General features: G+C 65.1%; 19 protein-coding genes and 1 pseudogene. 16 read left to right on the forward strand and 4 right to left on the reverse strand.

Annotated elements, in window-relative coordinates; all coding sequences use genetic code 11:
* Positions 1-2: 2 nt before the first annotated feature.
* The 8 genes from IVB42_RS34670 (at position 3) to IVB42_RS34705 (ending at position 8887) form a co-directional block, all read left to right on the forward strand.
* Complete coding sequence (locus IVB42_RS34670) at positions 3-953, forward strand: sugar-binding domain-containing protein (RefSeq protein ID WP_085352344.1); 951 nt, start codon at positions 3-5, stop codon at positions 951-953.
* A gap of 372 nt (positions 954-1325) precedes the next feature.
* The gene (locus IVB42_RS34675; RefSeq protein ID WP_247393847.1) at positions 1326-2636 is read left to right on the forward strand and encodes a sugar ABC transporter substrate-binding protein; all 1311 of its coding nucleotides are present in this window, start codon (positions 1326-1328) and stop codon (positions 2634-2636) included.
* Positions 2637-2726: 90 nt separating this feature from the next.
* A complete protein-coding gene (locus tag IVB42_RS34680) occupies positions 2727-3599 on the forward strand; it encodes a sugar ABC transporter permease (RefSeq protein ID WP_085385945.1) in 873 nt (290 codons plus the stop codon).
* A gap of 3 nt (positions 3600-3602) precedes the next feature.
* Complete coding sequence (locus tag IVB42_RS34685; protein ID WP_085352347.1) at positions 3603-4433, forward strand: carbohydrate ABC transporter permease; 831 nt, start codon at positions 3603-3605, stop codon at positions 4431-4433.
* Between the two features lie 16 nt (positions 4434-4449).
* Positions 4450-5457, forward strand: coding sequence for an ABC transporter ATP-binding protein (locus tag IVB42_RS34690; protein WP_247471912.1), 1008 nt, complete (start codon positions 4450-4452; stop codon positions 5455-5457).
* 30 nt (positions 5458-5487) lie between these two features.
* Positions 5488-6261, forward strand: a complete 774-nt coding sequence (locus IVB42_RS34695) for an SDR family oxidoreductase (RefSeq protein WP_018458634.1) — start codon at positions 5488-5490, stop codon at positions 6259-6261.
* A gap of 38 nt (positions 6262-6299) precedes the next feature.
* Positions 6300-7946 carry an FGGY-family carbohydrate kinase gene (locus tag IVB42_RS34700; protein WP_247393845.1) on the forward strand — a complete coding sequence of 549 codons (1647 nt, stop codon included), beginning with the start codon at positions 6300-6302 and terminating at the stop codon, positions 7944-7946.
* A 5-nt stretch (positions 7947-7951) separates the two neighbouring features.
* A complete protein-coding gene (locus IVB42_RS34705; RefSeq protein ID WP_247393844.1) occupies positions 7952-8887 on the forward strand; it encodes a carbohydrate kinase in 936 nt (311 codons plus the stop codon).
* Between the two features lie 7 nt (positions 8888-8894).
* On the opposite strand, the gene IVB42_RS34710 is transcribed toward IVB42_RS34705, so the two are convergent.
* Complete coding sequence (locus tag IVB42_RS34710) at positions 8895-9782, reverse strand: LysR substrate-binding domain-containing protein (protein ID WP_018458637.1); 888 nt, start codon at positions 9780-9782, stop codon at positions 8895-8897.
* Positions 9783-9903: 121 nt separating this feature from the next.
* Here IVB42_RS34710 and IVB42_RS34715 point away from each other — a divergent pair, with 121 nt between their 5' ends.
* From IVB42_RS34715 to IVB42_RS34745, 7 genes are all read left to right on the forward strand, one after another.
* Positions 9904-11325 (forward strand): amidase, encoded by a 1422-nt coding sequence (locus IVB42_RS34715; protein WP_247393842.1) that lies wholly within the window; start codon positions 9904-9906, stop codon positions 11323-11325.
* A gap of 99 nt (positions 11326-11424) precedes the next feature.
* Positions 11425-12375, forward strand: a complete 951-nt coding sequence (locus tag IVB42_RS34720; RefSeq protein WP_026233628.1) for an ABC transporter permease — start codon at positions 11425-11427, stop codon at positions 12373-12375.
* Positions 12372-13265, forward strand: coding sequence for an ABC transporter permease (locus tag IVB42_RS34725; protein WP_018458640.1), 894 nt, complete (start codon positions 12372-12374; stop codon positions 13263-13265). The genes IVB42_RS34720 and IVB42_RS34725 overlap by 4 nt, the downstream gene beginning before the upstream one ends.
* Positions 13266-13267: 2 nt before the next feature.
* On the forward strand, positions 13268-14281 hold the full coding sequence (locus IVB42_RS34730; protein WP_247393840.1) for an ABC transporter ATP-binding protein: 1014 nt from the start codon (positions 13268-13270) through the stop codon (positions 14279-14281).
* A complete protein-coding gene (locus IVB42_RS34735; protein ID WP_018458642.1) occupies positions 14278-15282 on the forward strand; it encodes an oligopeptide/dipeptide ABC transporter ATP-binding protein in 1005 nt (334 codons plus the stop codon). The genes IVB42_RS34730 and IVB42_RS34735 overlap by 4 nt, the downstream gene beginning before the upstream one ends.
* Positions 15283-15337: 55 nt before the next feature.
* Positions 15338-16834: an ABC transporter substrate-binding protein gene (locus IVB42_RS34740; protein WP_018458643.1), complete on the forward strand. Its 1497-nt coding sequence runs from the start codon at positions 15338-15340 to the stop codon at positions 16832-16834.
* Between the two features lie 354 nt (positions 16835-17188).
* The gene (locus IVB42_RS34745) at positions 17189-18163 is read left to right on the forward strand and encodes a magnesium transporter CorA family protein (RefSeq protein WP_204510757.1); all 975 of its coding nucleotides are present in this window, start codon (positions 17189-17191) and stop codon (positions 18161-18163) included.
* A gap of 42 nt (positions 18164-18205) precedes the next feature.
* Here IVB42_RS34745 and IVB42_RS34750 read toward each other — a convergent pair whose 3' ends face one another.
* Both IVB42_RS34750 and IVB42_RS34755 read right to left on the reverse strand, forming a co-directional pair.
* A complete protein-coding gene (locus IVB42_RS34750; RefSeq protein WP_247393837.1) occupies positions 18206-18832 on the reverse strand; it encodes an alpha/beta hydrolase in 627 nt (208 codons plus the stop codon).
* Positions 18829-19767, reverse strand: a complete 939-nt coding sequence (locus tag IVB42_RS34755) for a ring-cleaving dioxygenase (protein ID WP_247393834.1) — start codon at positions 19765-19767, stop codon at positions 18829-18831. Before IVB42_RS34755 ends, IVB42_RS34750 begins: the two co-directional genes overlap by 4 nt.
* Positions 19768-19897: 130 nt before the next feature.
* On the opposite strand from IVB42_RS34755, the gene IVB42_RS34760 reads away from it, so the two are divergent.
* Positions 19898-20809 (forward strand): LysR family transcriptional regulator, encoded by a 912-nt coding sequence (locus IVB42_RS34760; RefSeq protein WP_018458647.1) that lies wholly within the window; start codon positions 19898-19900, stop codon positions 20807-20809.
* A gap of 52 nt (positions 20810-20861) precedes the next feature.
* Here the strand turns inward: IVB42_RS34760 and IVB42_RS34765 are convergent.
* Positions 20862-21743: pseudogene (locus IVB42_RS34765) on the reverse strand (alpha/beta hydrolase).
* Positions 21744-21812: the final 69 nt, after the last annotated feature.

The raw sequence follows: 21812 nt of genomic DNA on the forward strand, positions 1-21812 counted from the left end.
CCATGGCCGCCGAGAACGAAAAGTCCAGGCTCGACGACGCCGCGCGTGCCGGCTGGCTCTATTTCATTGCCGGTCACACCCAGGACGAGATCGCGAAGATGCTCCAGGTGTCGCGCGCGTCGGCGCAGCGGCTGGTGTCGCTATGTCTCGCCGAACGGCTCATCACCTTCCGGCTCGAACACCCCATCGCCGCGTGCATGGAATTGGCGGCGCGTCTGAAGGAGCGTTTCGAGCTTACCTATTGCGAGGTGGTGCCGGCTGATCCCGCCGCGCCGCAGGCCACAGCGGGCATAGCCGAACGCTGCGCCAACCTGCTCGATTCCACTCTGCGTTCGGAAACCCCCGTCATCGTCGCGCTCGGGACGGGACGCGCCGTGCGCGCCGCGGTCGAGCGCGTCACGCCGATCGACCGGCCCAATCACCAGATCGTCTCGCTCGTCGGCAACATCTCCGCCGACGGTTCTGCGAGCTTCTACGATACCGTCGGCCGGCTCGCCGATCGCACCGGCGCACGGCATTACCCGATGCCGCTACCGTTCCTGATGTCGTCCGAGGACGAGCGCAACAAGATGGTCCGGATCGAGCCGATCGCGAAGGTGAAGGCGGTCGCGGAGAAGGCGGATTTGCGCCTCGTCGGCATCGGCCAGATGGACCAGAAGGCGCAGGTCCATGTCGACGGCTTCGTCACCCGCGACGAATTGTTCGAGATGATGCGGCAAGGGGCGATCGGCGAGATCACGGGCTGGGCCTATGATTCCAAGGGCCGCCTGCTGAAGGCCGGCACCAACAAACGGTTGACCAGCATTCCGCCGGAGGTCCCGGCGAAGACCACGACGATCGGCGCCGCCGTCGGCGCAGCCAAGGTGCCGGCGATCGCGGCGGCGCTGAATGGGCGGCTGATCAACGGTCTGATTACGGACGAGGCGACCGCAAGGGCGATTCTGGAGCGCTGAGGCGGTTCGTCGTTTCCCGCGCGGGGCGCGAGGCAGGGATTTCGCCACCCACGCCGCTGTCGTCGTCCGCGACCCGGCTACGCCAAGGCTTCGCCGGGGTTGAGGTCTGGGGGCGCCGAAGGTTTAGCGAAGGCGGCAGGCGGACGATCCAGGACGCCGCAGCGCCGCTTGAGGCAAACCGACAGACGGCACGGAGTACTGGATGCCCCTTCGCGGGGCATGACGGGGAGGGCGACGCACGAGCTCCCCGCATCGCAGCACTCATAAGTTGCCGAAACGTCCGCGCGCCTGCTTGACAACGGCCCGCCCTCAGCCGAACATACGCCCAACGCGTGGGCATATGCTCAAAAGCGCGAGCTTAGGGAGGTCACCGTGAAACACGTCCTCGGCGCCGTCTGTGGCGCGTCTGTCCTGCTGGCTGTCCCCGCGATGGCCGAAACGACCCTGACGATTGCCACCGTGAACAACGGCGACATGATCCGCATGCAGGGGCTGACGGGTGAATTCACCAAGAAGAACCCCGATATCAGCGTCAAATGGGTGACGCTGGAAGAGAACGTGCTGCGCCAGCGCGTCACCACCGACATCGCCACCAAGGGCGGCCAGTTCGACGTCCTCACCATCGGCACCTACGAGGTGCCGATCTGGGCCAAGAAGGGTTGGCTGGTGCCGCTCGCCAATCTCGGCGCCGACTACGACGTCGCCGACCTCCTGCCCAAGATCAAGGATGCGGTCTCGGTCGACGGCAAGCTCTACGCCGCGCCATTCTACGGCGAGAGCTCGATGGTGATGTACCGCACCGACCTGTTCGACAAGGCCGGCCTCAAGATGCCGGAAAGCCCCACCTGGGATTTCGTCGTCGACGCCGCCAAGAAGCTCACCGACAAGAGCGCCGGCGTCTACGGCATCTGCCTGCGCGGCAAGGCCGGCTGGGGCGAGAACATGGCGTTCCTCTCCGCCATGGCCAATTCCTACGGCGCGCGCTGGTTCGACGAGAAGTGGCAGCCGCAGTTCAACACGCCGGAATGGAAGGCGACGCTCACGACCTATGTCGACCTGATGAAGCAGGCCGGCCCTCCCGGTGCGAGCTCGAACGGCTTCAACGAGAACCTCGCGCTGTTCAATGCCGGCAAGTGCGCAATGTGGATCGATGCCACCGTCGCGGCGTCGTTCGTCACCAACCCGAAGGACTCCAAGGTCGCCGACAAGGTCGGCTTCGCGCTGGCGCCCAACACCGGGCTCGGCAAGAACGCCAACTGGCTGTGGGCCTGGAGCCTCGCAATTCCCGCCGGCTCGAAGAAGGCCGAAGCCGCCGAGAAGTTCATCGCCTGGGCCACCAGCAAGGATTACACCAAGGTCGTGGCTGCGAAGGAGGGCTGGGCGAACGTGCCGCCGGGCACCCGAACCTCGCTCTACCAAAACCCTGATTATCTGAAGGTCGCCCCGTTCGCCAAGCTGACGCTGGCCTCGATCGATGCCGCCGATCCGAACAAGCCGACGGTGAAGCCGGTGCCCTACGTCGGCGTGCAATATGCGGCCATCCCCGAATTCCAGGGCATCGGTACGCAGGTGGGCCAGCATTTCTCGGCCGCGCTTGCGGGATCGATGACGGTCGATGCCGCGCTCACCGCGGCGCAATCTTCAACCGAGCGCGAGATGAAGCGCGCGGGTTACATCAAGTGAGCTCGAGCTCTCCCTCCTGAGCTCAGACTTGCGGCCATCCACCGCTCCAGGTGGATGGCCGCCTTCTTCCCGCAAGCGGAGAAGCCAAGAATGGCAACCCGGCAGACGCAGCTTCTCGCACGGACGCTCCTGACGCCGGCCGTCGGGCTGCTGTTCATCTGGATGATCGTCCCGCTCGCGTTGACGATCTATTTCTCGACGCTGCATTACAGCTTACTCGATCCCGGCTCGGAAGCGTTCGTCGGGCTGGAAAACTTCCGCTACTTCCTCACCGACCCCGCGTTCCTCGCCTCGCTCCAGAACACGCTGGTGCTGGTCGGCTCGGTGCTGGCGCTGACCGTCCTGCTCGGAGTTCCGCTGGCGCTATTGCTCGACCAGCCGGTGATCGGCCTCAACATCGTGCGGTTGATGGTGATCGCGCCGTTCTTCGTGATGCCGACGGTGAGCGCGCTGGTCTGGAAGAACCTGCTGATGCATCCTGTGTCCGGGCTGTTTGCCTGGATCGCCTCGCTGTTCGGGTTGACGCCGATTGACTGGTTTACCGACGCGCCGCTGCTCGCCGTGATCCTGATCGTGTCCTGGCAATGGCTGCCGTTCGCGACCCTGATTTTGCTCACCGCGATGCAGTCGCTCGACGAGGAGCAGAAGGAAGCCGCTGAAATGGACGGTGCCAGCGCGGTCTCGACCTTCATCTACATCACGCTGCCGCACCTCGCGCGCCCCGTCACGGTGGTGATCCTGATCGAGACGATCTTCCTGCTCACCGTCTTTGCCGAGATCTACGTCACCACGGGCGGCGGCCCGGGACTCTCGACCACCAACATCGCCTTCCTGATCTATTCGCAGGCACTGATCCAGTACGATGTCGGTACTGCCTCGGCAGGCGGCCTCGTCGCTGTCGTGATCGCCAACGTTGTTGCCTTTTTCCTCGTCCGTATCGTCGGTCGCAACCTGGAGGCATAAGACATGGCGCGTACGGCGACGAGGCAGCGGGTGGTGGTCTCGACCATCGGGGCGTGGTTCTTCGGCTTCCTGATCTTCTTCCCGATCCTCTGGATGGTATTGGCGAGCTTCAAGACCGAGCTCGAGGCTTTCGCGATCCCGCCGTCCTTCCTGTTCTTCCACTGGACCGCGGAAAACTACGCGACGGTGCAGGAGCGCAGCGATTATGTCCTCCACGCGATGAACTCGATCATCATCGCCGGCGGCTCGACCTTGATCGCGCTTTTGATCGCGATCCCCGCGGCCTGGTCGATGGCGTTCTCGCCGACCAAGCGCACCAAGGACATCCTGCTCTGGATGCTCTCGACCAAGATGATGCCGCCGGTCGGCGTGCTGGTGCCGATCTACCTGATCTACAAGTCATTCGGCCTGCTCGATTCCCGCATCGGCCTCGTCTTCATCCTGTGTCTCGGAAACTTGCCGATCGTGATCTGGATGCTGTTCACATATTTCAAGGAGATTCCGCGCGACATCCTGGAAGCCGCGCGCATGGACGGCGCCACCATCGGCCGCGAGCTGATCTACGTGCTGACGCCGATGGCGATCCCGGGGCTCGCATCGACCATGCTGCTGAACCTGATCCTGGCCTGGAACGAGGCGTTCTGGACGCTCAATCTGTCGACCTCGAACGCTGCGCCGCTCACCACGTTCATCGCGTCCTATTCGAGCCCGGAAGGGCTGTTCTGGGCAAAGCTGTCGGCGGCTTCCACGTTGGCGATCGCGCCCATTCTCGTCCTCGGTTGGTTCAGCCAGAAGCAGCTCGTGCGCGGGCTCACCTTTGGCGCGGTAAAGTAGGAAGGGCTGCCGGATCATGGGTCAGATCACACTTCAGGACGTGCAGAAATCCTTCGGCCCCGTGCACATCATCAAGGGCGCGGACCTGGAGATCGCCGATGGGTCGTTCGTGGTGTTCGTGGGGCCGTCGGGCTGCGGCAAGACCACGCTCTTGCGGCTGATCGCGGGGCTCGAGGACGTCTCCGGCGGCAAGATCCTGATCGACGGCAAGAACGTGGTCGACACGCCGCCGGCCAAGCGCGGGCTCTCGATGGTGTTCCAGTCCTATGCGCTCTATCCGCATATGAGCGTGCGCGGCAACATCGGCTTCGGCCTGAAGATGGCGGGGCTGGCCAAGGACGAGATCAACCGTAAGGTCGAGGCCGCCGCCGCAACGCTGAACCTCACGCCCTATCTCGATCGCAAGCCGCGCGAGCTCTCCGGCGGCCAGCGCCAGCGCGTCGCGATCGGGCGTGCCATCGTCCGCGAGCCCAAGGCGTTTTTGTTCGACGAGCCGCTCTCCAACCTCTACGCGGCGCTGCGCGTGCAGATGCGGATCGAGGTGACGCGGCTCCAGAAGCAGCTCGGCACCACCGCGATCTATGTCACCCACGACCAGGTCGAGGCCATGACCATGGCCGACAAGATCGTGGTGCTCAACGGCGGCAAGATCGAGCAATACGGCTCGCCGCTGGAGCTCTACGAGAAGCCGGCCAACCTCTTCGTCGCCGGCTTCATCGGCTCGCCCAAGATGAACTTCGTGACCGGCGAGCACGCCTTGCAGAAGGGCGCAGCAACGATCGGCGTACGGCCTGAGCATCTCAAGATCGAGCGCGACGGTGCCGGCGGCTGGCAGGGAACGATCGCGGTGGCCGAGCACCTCGGCAGCGACACCTTCCTTTATGTCGATGCCGGTCAGCTCGGCATGCTGACGGCGCGCTACATCGGTGAGTTGAGCCTGCACGCCGGCGACCATGTATCGCTGCTGCCGGAGCCCGCGCGCATCCATCGCTTCGACGCAAGCGGCAGCGCCATCCGGGGCTGACAAGAAACGGCAAGAATCGGAAAAAGCAACATGTACCTGGAAAAATTCAAGCTGAACGGCAAGACCGCTTTCATCACCGGCGGCGGGCAAGGCATCGGCTTCGCCTGCGCCGAAGCGCTGGCTGAAGCCGGCGCCAGGGTCGTCATCGGCGATCGCGACAGTAAGGTCGCCGACAGTGCAAAAGCCAGCCTGAAGGCGAAGGGGTATGACGCCGAGACGGCGATCATGGACGTCACCGATACCAAGCGCGTGGCGGAAGTGGCCAACGACGTCGTTGCCCGGCACGGCAAGGTGGACATCCTCGTCAACAACGCCGGCATCGCCCGCAGCGAGACGCCGGCGGAGACCGTGACCGACGAGCACTGGCTCAATGTGATCGACGTCAATCTCAACGGCACCTTCTGGTGCTGCCGCGAGTTCGGCAAGCACATGCTCAAGGCGAAGAGCGGCGCCATCGTCAATGTCGGCTCGATGTCCGGCTTCATCGTCAACAAGCCGCAGGAGCAGTGCTTCTACAATGCGTCCAAGGCCGGCGTGCACCATCTGACGAAATCGCTCGCCGCCGAATGGGGCGCGCGCGGCATCCGCGTCAACGCGGTGGCGCCGACCTATATCGAGACGCCGCTCAACGCCTTCGTGAAGAGCAATCCGAGAATGTACGACGCCTGGATCGGTGGAACCCCGATGGCGCGGATGGGGCAGGTCGAGGAGATCGCCTCCGTGGTGCTCTTTCTCTCGTCCGAGGCCGCGAGCCTGATGACCGGCAGCATCGTGCTGGTGGATGGCGGCTACACTTGCTGGTAGGCTTGCGTCAAAACTGACGAGAGCTTCCGGGGGCGACAATGCCGCGAGCGTATATCGGCGTCGATGTAGGGACCACAAGCACGCGGGCAGGGGTGTTCGACGAGGCGGGCACCTTGCTGGCTATCGCACGGCATCCGATCAGGATATGGCCCGAGGCCGGTGACATCGTCGAACAGTCGTCCCAGGATATCTGGGACGCTTGCACGGCGTCGGTGCGGGCCGCGATGGCGGAAGCTGCAATCGCGCCCGACAGCGTCGGCGGTATCGGTTTCGACGCCACCTGCTCCCTCGTGGTGCTCGACCGGCAAGGCGAGCCGCTCACCATCAGCGCCTCCGGCGACCGGCAGCGCAACGTCATCGTCTGGATGGATCACCGCGCCACGGCCGAGGCGCGGCTGATCAACGAAACCGGTGATGCCGTGCTGCGCTATGTCGGCGGCTCGATCTCGCCCGAGATGGAGATGCCGAAACTGCTGTGGCTGAAGCGGCACATGCGCACGAGCTTCGACGCCGCAGGGCACTTCTTCGATCTGGCGGATTACCTGACCTGGCGCGCCACCGGCTCGTTGCAACGCTCGACCTGCACGGTCACTTGCAAATGGAACTACCTCGCGCATGACGGCGGTGGCTGGAGCGCGCCATTCTTCAAGCGCATCGGCCTGTCGGACTTCGTCAACGAGAAATACGCCCGCATCGGCACCGAGATCGTCGCGCCTGGCACGCGGCTCGGCGCCGGTCTAACCGGTACGGCAGCTGCCGATCTCGGCTTGTCACCGGGCACGCCGGTCGGAGCGTCCCTGATTGATGCCCATGCCGGCGGCATCGGCGCCATCGGCGGCCGCGATGAATCGGAGGGCGCGACAGATGTCTGCGACCGCCTCGCCTACATCATGGGAACGTCGGCCTGCATCATGGCGACGACGAAAGAACCGTGCTTCGTACCGGGCGTGTGGGGTCCTTACTATTCGGGCATGGTACCAAATTTCTGGCTCAACGAGGGCGGGCAGTCGGCTGCGGGCGCTGCGATCGACCATCTTCTCAAGTCGCATCCCGGCCACGCCGAGGCGAGCGTGGCGGCGCGCAGCGAGGGCCTCGACCTCATCGAGTTTCTCGAGCGCCGCATCATCGCGCGCGCAGGCGGCGCCAGCCGCGCCGTGCTGCTGGCCCGCAACGTCCATGTGCTTCCTGAGTTCATCGGCAACCGCTCGCCCTATGCCGACCCTGACACGCGCGCGGTGATCGCGGGCCTCGATCTCGACACCGACATCGCCTCGATGGAACGGCTGTTCGTCGCCGGTCTGTGCGGGCTCGCCTATGGGCTTGCCGAGGTGATCGAGGCCTTTGCCGCGCATGGCGTCCATTCCAGCATCATGATCATGGGCGGCGGCGCCAGCCGCAGTCCGCTGGTGCGGCAGATCATGGCGGATACGACTGGCCTCACCGTGGCGCTGCCGCAGACCAGGGAGCCCGTGCTGCTCGGCGCCGCGATGCTCGGCGCAGTCGCCGGCGGCGCCTATGCCTCGATCGGCGAAACCATGGCCAAGATGTCGGCGCTGGGACGGAAGAGCGAGCCCACTACGCCCGACATTGCCGCCTTTCACGCCCGCAAGCGCGAGGTCTACAAGTTGCTGCGCGAGGTCGATCGCGGCAGCCGCGCGGCGATGCGTGGAATGGCCGGAGGTTGAAACGGATGTTGATTTCCTGCGGCGACGCGCTGATCGATTTTGTCCCGACGCGAAATACCGACAGGCGCGAAGCGGTGATGCCGGCGGTCGGCGGCTCCTGCCTCAACGTCGCAATCGGCATGGCGCGGCTCGGCGCGCCGACCGGCTTTGTCGGCGGGATCTCGACGGACATGTTCGGGCGCATGATCACCGACCACGCCGCTGCATCCAATGTCGAGCTCGGTCTCGCCACAAGCAGCGATCACCAGACCACGCTCGCCTTCGTGCGTATCGTCGCGGGAGAGTCGCATTATGCTTTCTACGACGCCGAGACCGCGACGCGGAATTGGACCTACCGGCGCGGCTCTATTCCCTTCGATACGGTCGAAGTTCTCCATGTCGGCTCGACCACGCTGGTCAATGACCAGGGCGCGAGCGAGACCATGGCCCTGATCGCGGACGCACGAGCGTCCTCGACAATCTCCTTTGATCCGAACTGCCGGCCCAACCTCGTGAAGGACAAGCCGGCTTATCTCGCCCGCATGGCCGAGTTTGCCGGCTGTGCCGATCTCATCAAGATGTCAGACGTCGATTTTACCTATCTGTTCGCCGACGAGCCGTATCACCAGCGTGCGAGCACGCTGCTTGCACGCGGCGCGAGCCTCGTCGTCATCACCCGTGGCGACAACGGTGCGATCGCGTGGCATGCGGGGGCAGGGCAGATCGAGGTCGCCGCCCCCAAGGTCGTGGTCGCCGACACCATCGGCGCGGGTGACAGTTTTCAGGCGGCGTTGTTGTTCGCCCTGCACAAGCAGGGACGCCTCGCCCGACAGCAACTGAAGGATATCGGCGCGGACGAGCTTCGCGGTGCACTATCCTTTGCTGCCAATTGCGCCGGTCTCACCTGCACCCGTCCCGGTGCCGATCCGCCGTGGAGTCACGAGATTATCTGGAGCTTGTAGCGTCGCGTCACAGCGGTGCCACGACCTTCTCGGCGCATTTGAGGAAGGTCCGGATCAGCGGGCTGTGAGAATCCCGCCGCCAGCAGACCGCGATGTCGATGGAATCGGTCGCATCCCGCAACGGCCGGAACACGATGCCGCGCGGCGCCCCGAGCTGGGCGCAGGCGGGCAGGATGGCGAGGCCTTCACCGGCGAGAACCAGGTTCATCGCCGAATGCACTGTCTCTACCCGGCTCGCAATCGGCATCACGATCTGATGCCGCCGCAGCAGGGCCGCGACCGCGGAGGAGGAGGGGTCCCGCTCCGGCGGCGGCAACGCGATCAGCGGACGGCCTTGTAGTCGTGTCATTGACACCGCGCTCAGGCGCGCAAGCGGCGAACGGTTTCGCACCGCCAGCACGAACGGCTGCGCGCCGATTCGGGCCACCTGGATCTCGGGATGGTGGATCGCCGGCATGCACAGCGCGACCGTGACGCTGCGGTCGAGCAGACGCGGCTCGCGCGTCGTGGCACTGAGCTCGGCGAAATCGAGATCGACGCCGGGAACGGATCGCCGCAACTCGGGGATGAGACGCGGCAGCATCGCGTTCGCCAGTACGAACATGTAGCCGACGGACAGCCGACCACGGCTGCCGGCCGCGACCGCGCGCGCGGCCTCGATGCCGTCGGCCGCCAGCGCCAGCGCCTCGCCGGCGCGCGCCAGCAGCGCCTGGCCCGCTTCGGTCAAATCCATGCCGCGCGTGCCGCGGCGGAACAGCGGCGCGCCGACCTCGGCCTCCAGCTTGCGGATTTGGACCGAGAGCGGCGGCTGCGCCATCCGCAGCCGCTCGGCCGCCTTGCCGACGCTGCGCGCCTCGGCGACGGCAACGAAATAGCGGAGCCGGCGAAGATCCATTGGCATACCGAAATCGTATGGGTTGGTGCTCAAAATCGTATTGGACGGCGAGTTAACAAAACTGTCATCCTGGCTGTCAATGCTATCGGCCAACGGCGGCCCGCTTCGGAGCGATGTGACGATGAACGGCGATCCTTGCCTGCTATCCGCAACCGTGCTGCGCGGTCTCATCGCGACAAAGCAGATCTCGCCCTTCGAGCTCACCCGCGCGGTGCTCGCCCGCGCCGAAGCGCTCCAGCCCGAGCTGAACTGCTTCATCACGATCTGCGGCGACGAGGCGCTTGCCGCCGCGCGCGAAGCCGAGCGCAAGCTGATGGCGGGCGAGCCGCTCGGCCTGCTGCACGGCATCCCCGCAACCGTCAAGGACATCGTCAACACCAGGGGTGTCACGACCAGTTTCGGCGCCATTCCCTACAAGGATAATGTTCCGAACGAGGATGCCGTCGCGGTTGCAAGGCTGCGTGCGGAAGGCGCCATTCTGATCGGCAAGACCACGACGCCCGAATTCGGCAGCAAATGCCTGACCGACTCGCCGCTGTTCGGCCGCACCCGCAATGCGTGGAGCGCCGAGCGCTCGTCGGGCGGCTCCAGTGGCGGCGCGGCGGTGGCGGTGGCGAGCGGCATCGCGCCGCTTGCGATCGCAACCGATGGCGGCGGCTCGACGCGGATTCCCGCCGCTTGCAACGGCGTGGTCGGGCTGAAGCAGAGCAATGGCGTCATCCCGCATAGCCAGGCGCTGGACGTGTTCGGCAACCAGACCTATGTCACGCCGATGACGCGGTCCGTCCCCGACACCGCGCTGATGATGCAGGCGATGGCCGGCGAGGATTCTTGCGATCCCTGGTCGATCGGGGTTCCCGTGCCCGACTTCATCGGCACGGCCGCCCCGCGTGGCGATCTGCGTGGGCAGAAAATCCTGTATTGCCTGTCGCCACCCGGACGCCCGGTATCTGTCGACGTCGAGGCCGGCTTCAAGGCGAGCCTCGATCGACTCGCGGGCCTAGGTGCCGAGCTCGAGGAGTTTTCGGGCGAGGGGTTCGACATCGAGCCGATCTGGCGCGCCATCAATCACACGGTCTGGCGGACGCGCTTTGCAAAATTCGCGGCCGAGCATGGGGACGCGCTGAGCGAGGCCTTCCTCAGGCAGCTTGCGCTCGCCACCGACTTCAGCGGCGTTGCCTATCAGGAGGCGATGTTCGCGCGCACGGCGCTGTTCCGCCGGGTGCAGTCCCTGCTTGCGCATGGGCATCTGCTGGCGATGCCGACCCTCACCCGCACCGCCCTGCCGATCGATCAGGACCTGTTCGGCACCATCGAGATCGACGGCAAGCAGTTTGACAGCGTCCGGCCGCACTGGTTCCCCTGGACCATGCCGTTCAACATGACCGGACACCCCGCGCTCAGTCTGCCCTGCGGCTTCGGCCGCGACGGCCTGCCGATCGGCTTGCAACTCGTCGGCCGCTTCCGCGCTGATGCGGACTTGCTGCGCGTGAGCGCGCTGTTCGAGGCGTCGCATGACCTCCTGTCCCGCTGGCCCGGCTGAGGTGAGGCACATGCCGCAAGGGACTTGTTTGCAAAGCACTTGCCTCCGATGCCCGGACATGTTGATCGTGCTGCGGATGAGCCCTGAATCCGAGCGCGCATGAGCGTATTTGTCCTCCGACGTGTGCTGACCCTGCTGGCGACGCTGGTCGGCGCGTCCGTGATCATTTTCCTGGTGCTGGATGCGCTTCCGGGCAACGCCGCGCAGATGCTGATGGGCGCCGACGCCTCGCCAGATGCGGTCCGCGCGCTCACCGTCAAGCTCGGGCTCGACCAGCCGCTGGCGGTTCGCTATCTGCATTGGATCAAAGGGCTGCTCGTCGGCGATCTCGGCAACTCCTATGTCTACGGCACACCGGTCGCCAGCCTGATCGTGGAGCGGCTGGTGTTGACCATCCCGCTCGCGATGATGTCCATGCTGATCACGGTGACGCTGGCGCTCTCGGCCGGCATCTACACCGCCGCCAACCACAACAAGCTCGGCGACGTCGGCGTGATGTCGCTGACGCAGATCGGCATCGCGCTGCCGAATTTCTGGTTCGCAATCCTGCTGGTGCTACTGTTCTCGGTACGGCTGCAATGGCTCTCCGCGGGCGGCTTTCCCGGTTGGGAGGACGGCGTCTGGCTCGGCATCAAGTCGCTGCTGCTGCCGGCGGTGTCGCTTGCGGTCGTGCAGGCCGCGATCCTCGCACGCGTCACGCGCTCGGCTGTGCTGGAAGTGCTGCGCGAAGACTTCGTCCGCACGGCGCGCGCGAAGGGCCTCGGCAAGCGCGAGGTACTGTGGAGTCATGTGCTGCGCAACGCCATGATCCCTGTGATGACGGTCATGGGCCTGCAATTCGCCAATCTGCTCGCCGGCACCATCGTGATCGAGAACGTGTTCTATCTGCCGGGGCTCGGCCGCCTGATCTTTCAGTCGATCGCCAACCGCGACCTCATCGTGGTGCGCAACTGCGTGATGCTGCTCGCGACCATGGTGGTCATCGTCAATTTCGTGGTCGACGTGCTCTATGCCTTCGTCGATCCCCGCATCAAGGTCCATGATCTGTGAGCGCGCCGTTGACCACCCTCGTCGACGCGCCGGCCGTAGCGCGCCCTCTGCCGGCCCGGACCTTCTGGCGCCGCGCGCTGCGTCATCGCAGCTTCGTGCTCGGCGGCGCGCTGAGCCTGCTGGTTCTCGCCTCGGCGCTGCTGTCGCTGGTGTGGACGCCCTGGTCGCCCTATGAGATCGACATCGCGTCAAAGCTCCGGCCGCCCTCGGCCGCGCACTGGCTCGGCACCGACGTCTTCGGCCGCGACATCGTTTCGCTGCTGCTCGCCGGCGCCCGCTCCACCATCATGGTCGGCATCATCGCGGTCAGCATCGGGCTCACCTTCGGCGTCTGTCTCGGCCTCATCGCGTCGGCCAGGCGCGGCTGGACCGAAGAGATCATCATGCGCTTCTCCGATTTCACCTTCGCCTTTCCGGCCGTGCTCTCGGCGATCATGCTCGCCGCGGTCGTGGGGCCCGGCATGGTGACCTCGATCGTCGCCATCGGCATCTTCCAGATCCCGACGCTGATCCGGCTGACGCGCGGCTCGGCCAACGCGATCTGGGCGCGCGAATTCGTGCTGGCCGCGCGCGCCGCGGGGAAAGGGCGCTTTCGCATCACCATCGAGCACGTGCTGCCCAACATCATGTCGATTCTGATCGTACAGGCGACGATCCAGTTTGCGCTCGCGATCCTTGCCGAAGCCGCCTTGTCGTATCTCGGTCTCGGCACGCAGCCGCCGCAGCCGTCCTGGGGACGGATGCTGAACGACGCGCAGTCGCTGCTGTTCCAGTCGCCGATGCTCGCCGTCTACCCGGGTGCTGCGATTGCAATCGCGGTGCTCGGCCTCAATCTGCTCGGCGACGGACTGCGCGATCTGCTCGACCCTCGACTGGCGCGGGAGCGATGATGATGAGCGAGCGCTCGTCCATGCCGTTGATCGAGGTTGTCAATCTCGGCGTGCGCCTCAACACCAGCCGCGGGCCGGCGCAGGCCGTGCGCGGCGTCAGCTTTGCGCTGAAGCGCGGCGAGACGCTCGGGCTCGTCGGCGAATCCGGCTGCGGCAAGTCGGTCACCGCGTTGTCGCTGATGGGGCTGCTGCCGGATAGCGCGTCCGTCACCGGCAGCATCAAGCTGGATGGCGGCGAACTCGCTGGTTTGTCGGACGCGGAATATTGTCGGCTGCGCGGCAATCGCATCAGCATGATCTTCCAGGAGCCGATGACCGCGCTCAATCCGATGCACACGATCGGCAACCAGGTCGCCGAGCCGCTGCGGCGTCACAGGAAATTTTCGGCATCGCAGGCGCGGCGAGAGGCGATCGCCTTGCTCGACCGCGTCGGGTTGCCTGATCCGGCCAGGCGCGTCGACGCTTATCCGCACCAGTTTTCCGGCGGCCAGCGTCAGCGCGTCACGATCGCGATGGCGCTCGCCTGCGAGCCCGACCTTCTGATCGCGGACGAGCCGACCACGGCGCTCGACGTCACCATCCAGGGCCAGATCCTCGACCTCATCGCCGATCTCATCGAGGAGCGCGGCATGTCGATGATCCTGATCTCGCACGATCTCGGCGTCATCGCCGAGAACGTGCAGCGCATGATGGTGATGTACGGCGGCACGATCATCGAGAGCGGACCGACCGACGAGGTGTTCCGCCGGATGGGCCATCCCTACACGCAGGGCCTGTTCCGCGCCCGACCGAAACTCGGCGCACGCAAGGGGACGCGGCTGACGACGATATCGGGCACGGTGCCGGAGCTCGCCGATCTGCCTTCCGGTTGCACCTTCGCCGATCGGTGTCCGCTCGTGATCGAGCAGTGCCGGGCTGCGCTTCCAGCAATGGTGGACGTCGGACCGGGCCATTTCGTGCGCTGCATCCGGACGGACGTGTCGATGGCCGAACGCGTCGGAGCGCTGACCGTATGAGCACGGCGCCTCTTCTCGACGTGAAGGATCTCGAGCAGCGCTACACGTTGCCGCGCGAAAGCGTGTTCCGCCCGCCCGGGCAGGTGCGCGCGCTCAACGGTGTCAGCGTGCGGGTCGACGCCGGCAAGAGCCTCGGCATCGTCGGCGAATCCGGCTCCGGGAAGTCGACATTCGCGCGGGTGGTGATGGCGCTGGAGCGGCCGACATCGGGGCAGGTCGCGCTGCTCGGCCGCGACCTCAACCGCATCTCCGCCGACGAGTTGCGCCGCGCCCGCCGCGATTTCCAGATGGTGTTCCAGGATCCCTACGGATCGCTCGACCCGCGCCAGACCATCGCGCGCATCGTCGCCGAACCGCTCACCGTGCTGGAGGGGATTGATCGCACGACGCTACGTGCCCGCGTCTCCGCAGTGCTACGGCAGGTGGGTCTGCGCGATGCCGACATGGAGAAATATCCACACGAGTTCTCCGGCGGCCAGCGCCAGCGCATCGCCATTGCGCGCGCGCTGATCACCCAGCCGAAGCTGATCGTCGCCGACGAGCCGGTCTCCGCGCTCGACGTTTCCGTGCAGGCGCAAGTCTTGAACCTGATGCAGGACCTCCAGGAGCAGTTCGGCCTCAGTTACGTCCTGATCAGCCACGACCTGGCCGTCGTCGACTATCTCTGCGACGAGGTCGCGGTGATGTATCTGGGCCGGATCGTCGAACAGGGCAGGCCTGAGGATTTGTTCGAGCGTTGCGCCCATCCCTATACGCGAGCGCTGCTGGAGGCCGTGCCGCGGGTGCGCGCCGGCGGAGGCCGGCGGCGGCGCGGAGCCCAGGCGATCGCCTCGCAATCGGCGGCCGCGACCGGCTGCCCCTATGTCTCGCGGTGCGCGCTAGCCGACCAGCATTGCCGCGAGGTTCTGCCTGAGCTACGCAAGGTGGGCGAGACGCATCTGGCCGCTTGCCACAAGGCGGAAGCCGTGATGGCGTTGCCGCAATTGCCCGTGGAAGGTTAGCGTCCGCGGCAGGATTGGCGTAGGCTTGAGACAAGACAAGGCCGGGGAGTTACGCATGTTCAGGAAACTATCGATCGTCGCATTCGCCGCCGCACTTGCCGCTGCTCCGTTGCCGGTGCTGGCTCAGAGCAAGAAGGACAGCGTCGTCATGGCGATGGCGCTGGAACCGCCGGGGCTCGATCCCACCAACGCCGCCGCCGCCGCGATCGCCGAGGTCACGCTCTACAACATCTATGAGACCCTGACCAAGATCAACGAGGACGGCACCACCTCGCCCCTGCTGGCGGAGAGCTGGACTGCAGCGCCCGATCTGAAGACCTATACGTTCAAGCTGCGCAAGGGCGTCAAGTTCCACAACGGCGAGCCGTTTGACTCCGCAGCCGTGAAGTTCTCGTTCGAGCGCAACGCGGTCCCCACCAGCACCAACAAGGACAAGAGCCTGTTCCAGAGCTTCGAGAAGGTCGATGCGCCCGACGCCGACACGGTCGTGATCAGCCTGAAAAATTCCGAGCCGAACCTGCCGTTCCTGCTGGGGCAGGCGAGCGGCTCGATCGTCGAGCCGAAGAGCGCTGCCACCAATATCACGCAGCCGGTCGGGACCGGGCCCTATCAGCTGGGCGCCTGGGCCAAGGGCTCCTCGATGACCCTGACCAAATGGGCTGACTATCGCAACGCCGCCGCGATCAAGCTCGCGAAGGTGACGATCCGCTTCATCTCCGATCCGTCCGCACAGACGGCGGCGCTGCTGTCGGGCGACGTCGACGCGTTTCCCCGGGTGTCGGCCCAGCGCACCATCGCGCAGTTCAAGGCGGATCCGCGCTTCAACGTTATGGTCGGCGGCTCCAGGGCCAAGACCATCGTCGGTATCAACCATCGCAAAAAGCCGCTCGACGATGTTCGCGTGCGCCGTGCCATCCTCGCCGCGATCGATCGCAAGGCGATGATCGACGGTGCGGTCGACGGTTTCGGCACGCCGATCGGAAGCTTCTACGTGCCGGGCGCGCTCGGCTATGTCGACACGACAGGCATCAACCCCTACGATCCCGAGAAGGCCAAGAAGCTGCTGGCCGAAGCCGGCGTTACCACCCCGCTCGAGCTGTCGTTGAAGCTGCCGCCGCCGTCCTATGCGCGCCAGGGCGGCGAGGTCCTCGCGGCCCAGCTTGCCAAGGTCGGCATCATCGCCAAGATCGAGAACGTCGAATGGGCGCAATGGCTGTCGCAGGTGTTTGCCGGCAATGGTCCGCATAATTTCGACCTCACCATCGTCAGCCATGTCGAGCCGTTCGATCTCGTCAAGATCACCGAGCCGGACTACTATCTCGGCTACAACAACGACGCCTTCAATGCGCTCTACAAGCAGATCGTGTCGACGCCGGATGAAGCCGCCCGTGCCAAGCTTCTCGGCGACGCCCAGCGCATGCTGGCCACCGATGCAGTCTCGGGCTATTTGTACCAGCCGCAGCTGATCACCATCACCAACAAGAAGCTGAAGGGCGTCTGGAAGGACGTACCCCAATACGAGAACGATTTCTCGACATGGGCGTGGGAGTAGGGCGCGCATGTCGATTGCGCGATGTCGGTGACGATCTCTCCCAACGGAAGAGATCGTCACGAGACCGGTCCAAACAAAAAACCTGAAGAACAACCCCATGCACAGTAGCCGAGGGTAGTGATTTCAATGACTTGCGCGCGACGCGATTGATGAGTTGCGCGTCGCGCGATGCCGTTGACGCGTCGGGCAAAACACTGGCATGATGGCATCATCGAAGAGGGCCGCGCCCGCTTGGTTTGATTGGGCCGCTCGATGCTCCCCCGACTTTGAACGTTCGGAACCCTCATGCGTTAGCTTGGCGCAGGATGGCCGCAGGCCGTGCGATCCGGCGCGAGGGTATGCGGAGTTCGGTTCTTGCTCAAACTATACAGGTGGCCATCCGACGACTGGCAGAAGATCGGCGCGGAGATGCCCTCCGAGATCATCTGGGCTGATCTATTGGACGCAACCGCGGAGGAAAAGCAGTTCGTCGAACGATTGCTCGGGATACGCGTTCCGTCCGAGGATTCGCTCAGCGAGATCGAAGCGTCGAGCCGCCTGATCCTCGACAACGGCACGCTCTATCTCAGCTCGCCGGCGGTCCGGCTCAACGAGAACAACGAGGCCGAGATCACGCCGGTGGGATTCGTCATCGGACCGCACGTGCTGGTGACGGTGCGTTTCGCGCAGCTGCCGATCTTCGAGGACATCGGCAAGCGCATCGGTTCCGATGACAGCCTGGAGAACGGCATGTGCGTGTTCACCAGCCTGATCGAGGCCATGGTCGACCGCGGCGCCGATGTCCTTGAGCATCTCGGCGCGAAGGTCGACAGGCTCTCGCGGGACGTCTTCAAGGGCGGGCTCGTTCGCAGCAAGCGGCCGGTCCGCTCCAGCCGGCGGATGCGCGAGGCGCTGGAAAACATCGGCGAGTTGGCGGATCGGCTCGCCAAGGCGCGCGATGTCCTGCTTGGCGTTGGCCGCATCGCTTCATTCGCCGGCGATGTCGGGGGTGAATGGATCACCGCCGCGTCGAAGAAGCGGCTCGAAGCCGTCTCCAAGGATGTCGCTTCGCTCGGCGATTACGAGACGCGATTGTCGGACAAGATCCAGCTTCTGCTCGATGCCGTGCTCGGCTTCATCAACATCCAGCAGAACGAGCTGTTCAAGATCTTGACGATCGTCTCGGTCGTCGGCGTGCCGCCCACGATTCTGGTCGGCATCTGGGGCATGAACTTCAAGCACATGCCGGAGCTGGACTGGACCTTCGGCTATCCGCTGGCGTGGCTCGCCATCATTGCCAGCGGCGTGCTGCCGCTGATCTGGTTCAAGCGGCGCGGCTGGTTCGAATGAAGCCGCGGCGCACCGTTCGAAATCGATGCGCCGCTTCTTCTGTCAGGCGACTTCGGCGGCGAATTTGCCGATCCAGTCGCGGGCAAGCGTCACGTCGGCCTGCGATAATTGATGGCCCGCCGGCAGGACCTTGTGACCGACCTGCGCGCCCGCTTCGGAAAGCAGTGATGCGAGCCGGGCCGAATTGCTCGCCGGCACGATCGGATCAGCCTGCCCGGACAACAGCAGGATCGGCTTGCCTGCGAGGTTGACCTTGGGCGGATCCGACAGCGGCACCATGGCGCGGAGCAGGATCGCACCAGCAAGCGCGTCCGGCTTCAGCAACAACAGCGCGGCTGCGATGTTGGCGCCGTTGGAGAAGCCGACCGCGACCGGCGCGGCGAGGCCATATCGCTGCCGCGCTTCCGCAACGAAGTCGCCGAGCTCAAGGGCGCGGCGGCGCACGTCGTCTTCGTCGAACACGCCCTCAGTGAGGCGGCGGAAGAAGCGCGGCATGCCGTGTTCGAGCACGCGGCCGCGCGGCGATAGCAGGGCCGAGCCGGGCGAGATCATCTTGCCGAGCCCGAGCAGGTCGTTCTCGTCGCCGCCGGTGCCGTGCAGCAGCAGGAGAGGAGGAGAGCCCGCGTCACGCGCGGGCTCGAAACGATGGATGAATGAACTCTCGGTCACGACACCCTCTCTTCCAGGTTCGGCAACACGCCCTCGATCTGCTTGCGCTGTGCTTCGAGGAAGCTCGGCAGCTTCAGGTCGTGTCCCAGCGTTGCCACGGGCTCGTCGACGGCGAAGCCTGGGATGTCGGTCGCGATCTCGAACAGCACGCCGCCGGGCTCGCGGAAGTAGATCGAGCGGAAGTAGTTGCGGTCGCGCTGTTCGGTCGGGTGCAGGCCGTGATTGCTCACGAGCCTTTGCGCCATCTTGCCCTGCTCGGCGTCATCGGCCGCGCGGAAGGCGATGTGATGCACGGAGCCGCCACCTTGGTGTCCGCGCAGGAAGCCCTTGGCTTCGTAGATGTCGACGACGCTGCCTTCGGCATCGCCCGGTGCCTTGAAGCGGATCACCGAGCCTTCGCGCGCCGTCCCCTTGAAGCCGAACACGTCGGTGAGGACGGCAGCCGTTTTTGCCGCGCTGTCGAGCAGCAAGGTCACGCCATGGAAGCCGCGGATCGCATGCTCGGCCGGCACCTCGCCATTGCTCCAGCCGGGCTCGCTCTCGGCGCCGGGGATACCGACGAGCGCGAGCGCCATGCCATCAGGGTCTGTGAACGGCAGCACGGACTCGCCAAAACGCTTCTCCAGCGCCTCATAAGCGATGCCCTTCTCGACGAAGCGTTGCGTCCAATAGCCGAGCGAGCTTTGCGGCACGCGGAAGGCGGTCTGGTGCGTGTCGCCGACGCCGCGGCGCCCGGCCGGCACGCCGGCCCAAGGAAAGAACGTCAGGATGGTGCCGGGGCGGCCGGTCTCGTCGCCATAATAGAAGTGATAGGTGCCGGGATCGTCGAAATTGACCGTCTTCTTGACGAAGCGCAGACCGAGATCACGGGTGTAAAAGCCGAAATTCCTGATGGGGTCGCCCGCGATCGCGGTCACATGGTGCAGTCCAGACATTGTCGGTCCTCCAAAGCTCGGGGAGCGGTCTTGCTCTGCAGGGAAATATCGTTCCGCTTTGGATTGGAGACAATCCATGCAAATATGACGGCTATGTCTACGATTTGGAAACAATCGCCGGCGCCAGCCCGTGGATAAGGTCGCCAGCCTGCGAGCCTTCGTAAAGGTGGTCGAAAGCGGCAGTTTTGCCGAGGCGGGCCGGCAGTTGCGGCTGTCACGCTCGGCGATCAGCAAATACATCGCCGACCTCGAAGAAAGCCTCGGCGTGCAGCTCCTGAACCGGACCACGCGCCATGCGAGCCCGACCGAGAACGGCCAGCGCTATTTCGAGCGCGCGGTCGTGATCCTGTCGGAGATCGAGGCGGCCGACCAGGCCGTGGCGCAAGCGCAATCGGCGCCGCGCGGCCTGTTGCGCGTCAACGCGCCGATGTCGTTCGGCACCCTGCGGCTCGGGCCGGTGCTTGCCGATTTCATGGCGCGATATCCGGAGCTGCAGCTCCAGCTCGTGCTCAGCGACGACCTGCTCGATCCCGTGCAGGACGGTTTTGACGTGACCTTGCGCATCGCGGAATTGGAATCGTCGAGTTTGATCGCGCGAAAGATCATCCCGGTGGCGCGCATGATCTGCGCTTCGCCCGATTATCTGGCGCGTCACGGCACCCCAAAACATCCGCAGGATCTGCGCGAACATGTCTCGCTGACCTACGGCTTCCTGCTCACTGGCAATCAGTGGAAGCTCACGGGAGCGGGCGGCGACCACTGGATCCAGCCGGCCTGGTCGCTCTGCGTCAACAATGCCGAGGTGCTGCGCGATGTCGCGATCAAGGGCAGGGGGCTCGCGCTGCTCCCGGAGTTCATCGCCGCCGACGCCTTGAGGACAGGCGAGCTGCGGACGGTGCTGGACAAGTATTCTGCGCCGCCGCTTGCGCTCTATGCGGTCTATCCGCCGACCCGACATCTGTCGGTGAAAGTGCGGCTGTTCATTGATTTCCTGGTCGAGCGCTTTGGCCGGGAGGGCGAGGCGTCAACCCGATCAAAATGACCCGCGCGGAAGGGCTGAGCCGAGATATGTCGGCTCCGCGCGGCTCGCTGCTCTATTTTTTGGTATCGAGGAATTGGCGTAACGCCTTCACGGTCACCGCCGGTTGCTCTTCCATCAGCCAATGACCGGCGTCCGGAATGACCAATTCGGTGACGTCAGTCGCGGCGTTTCGCATCACGACCGCCTCTGTCGCACCGAAGGATTTTTCGCCCCCGACAGCCAGCACGGGAATGGTCAACTTGGTCGCGATCGCCTTCTTGTTGTCCTCGGCGTCGGTTCGGATCGACCTGAACTGGGCGAACGCAGCACGCATGGCGCCCGGCCGCGCATAGAGCGCTGCGTAATGACGGCGTGTTGCGTCCGCGATCCTGGAAGGCGTCCCCGCGAAGTCATTCCAGAAGCGGTCGAGGTAGATGCGCTCGCGGCCCTTGACCAGCCGCTCCATGTCCGGGCCTCCGAGATCAAAATGCCAAAGCTGCGGGCTGCGAACCACCTCGTCCCATGGCGGCACCCCAGGCACCGGGGCATCCATCACGATCAGCTTCTCGGCCAGGTCGCGATAACGGGCCGCGTAGGCCTAGGCCACCATGGTTCCGATGTCGTGGCCGACGACGACGGCCTTTTCGATGCCGAGCGCTGCGAGAACGGCCCGCATGTCGGCAGCCTGGGTCCATTTGTCGTAGCCATTGTCGGGCTTGCTCGAGAGGCCCATACCACGCAGATCTGGCACAACAACGGTGTGGTCGCGCGCAAGCTCAGCGGCGAGCTTAACCCACATGTCGCCGGTATCACCAAAACCGTGGATCAGGATCACGGCAGGCCCCTGACCACCGACGCGAACGTGAACGTGCGTGCCGTTGGCCGCGATTATTTTGGTCTTGAAGCCGGACGGAAACTGTTCGACCTCGGCGCGCGCGGCAGGGGCGAGCAGCATAAGAAGAATGGCGAGATATCTTGCGCGCACCGGCGCCTCCGATCATCTTGTATTTCAGTCCAGTGACCG

Origin of the sequence: Bradyrhizobium sp. 45 (genome assembly GCF_023073155.1) — a bacterium.
GTDB lineage: Bacteria > Pseudomonadota > Alphaproteobacteria > Rhizobiales > Xanthobacteraceae > Bradyrhizobium > Bradyrhizobium canariense_D.

Bases quoted from the DNA above. Each gene is read 5' to 3' on its own strand.
- IVB42_RS34710 (WP_018458637.1), bottom strand. From the start codon at position 9,782: ATGGATCTTCGCCGGCTCCGCTATTTCGTTGCCGTCGCCGAGGCGCGC.
- IVB42_RS34695 (WP_018458634.1), top strand. From the start codon at position 5,488: ATGTACCTGGAAAAATTCAAGCTGAACGGCAAGACCGCTTTCATCACC.
- IVB42_RS34740 (WP_018458643.1), top strand. From the start codon at position 15,338: ATGTTCAGGAAACTATCGATCGTCGCATTCGCCGCCGCACTTGCCGCT.
- IVB42_RS34685 (WP_085352347.1), top strand. From the start codon at position 3,603: ATGGCGCGTACGGCGACGAGGCAGCGGGTGGTGGTCTCGACCATCGGG.
- IVB42_RS34700 (WP_247393845.1), top strand. From the start codon at position 6,300: ATGCCGCGAGCGTATATCGGCGTCGATGTAGGGACCACAAGCACGCGG.
- IVB42_RS34680 (WP_085385945.1), top strand. From the start codon at position 2,727: ATGGCAACCCGGCAGACGCAGCTTCTCGCACGGACGCTCCTGACGCCG.
- IVB42_RS34705 (WP_247393844.1), top strand. From the start codon at position 7,952: ATGTTGATTTCCTGCGGCGACGCGCTGATCGATTTTGTCCCGACGCGA.
- IVB42_RS34735 (WP_018458642.1), top strand. From the start codon at position 14,278: ATGAGCACGGCGCCTCTTCTCGACGTGAAGGATCTCGAGCAGCGCTAC.
- IVB42_RS34730 (WP_247393840.1), top strand. From the start codon at position 13,268: ATGAGCGAGCGCTCGTCCATGCCGTTGATCGAGGTTGTCAATCTCGGC.
- IVB42_RS34670 (WP_085352344.1), top strand. From the start codon at position 3: ATGGCCGCCGAGAACGAAAAGTCCAGGCTCGACGACGCCGCGCGTGCC.
- IVB42_RS34715 (WP_247393842.1), top strand. From the start codon at position 9,904: ATGAACGGCGATCCTTGCCTGCTATCCGCAACCGTGCTGCGCGGTCTC.
- IVB42_RS34755 (WP_247393834.1), bottom strand. From the start codon at position 19,767: ATGTCTGGACTGCACCATGTGACCGCGATCGCGGGCGACCCCATCAGG.
- IVB42_RS34690 (WP_247471912.1), top strand. From the start codon at position 4,450: ATGGGTCAGATCACACTTCAGGACGTGCAGAAATCCTTCGGCCCCGTG.
- IVB42_RS34720 (WP_026233628.1), top strand. From the start codon at position 11,425: ATGAGCGTATTTGTCCTCCGACGTGTGCTGACCCTGCTGGCGACGCTG.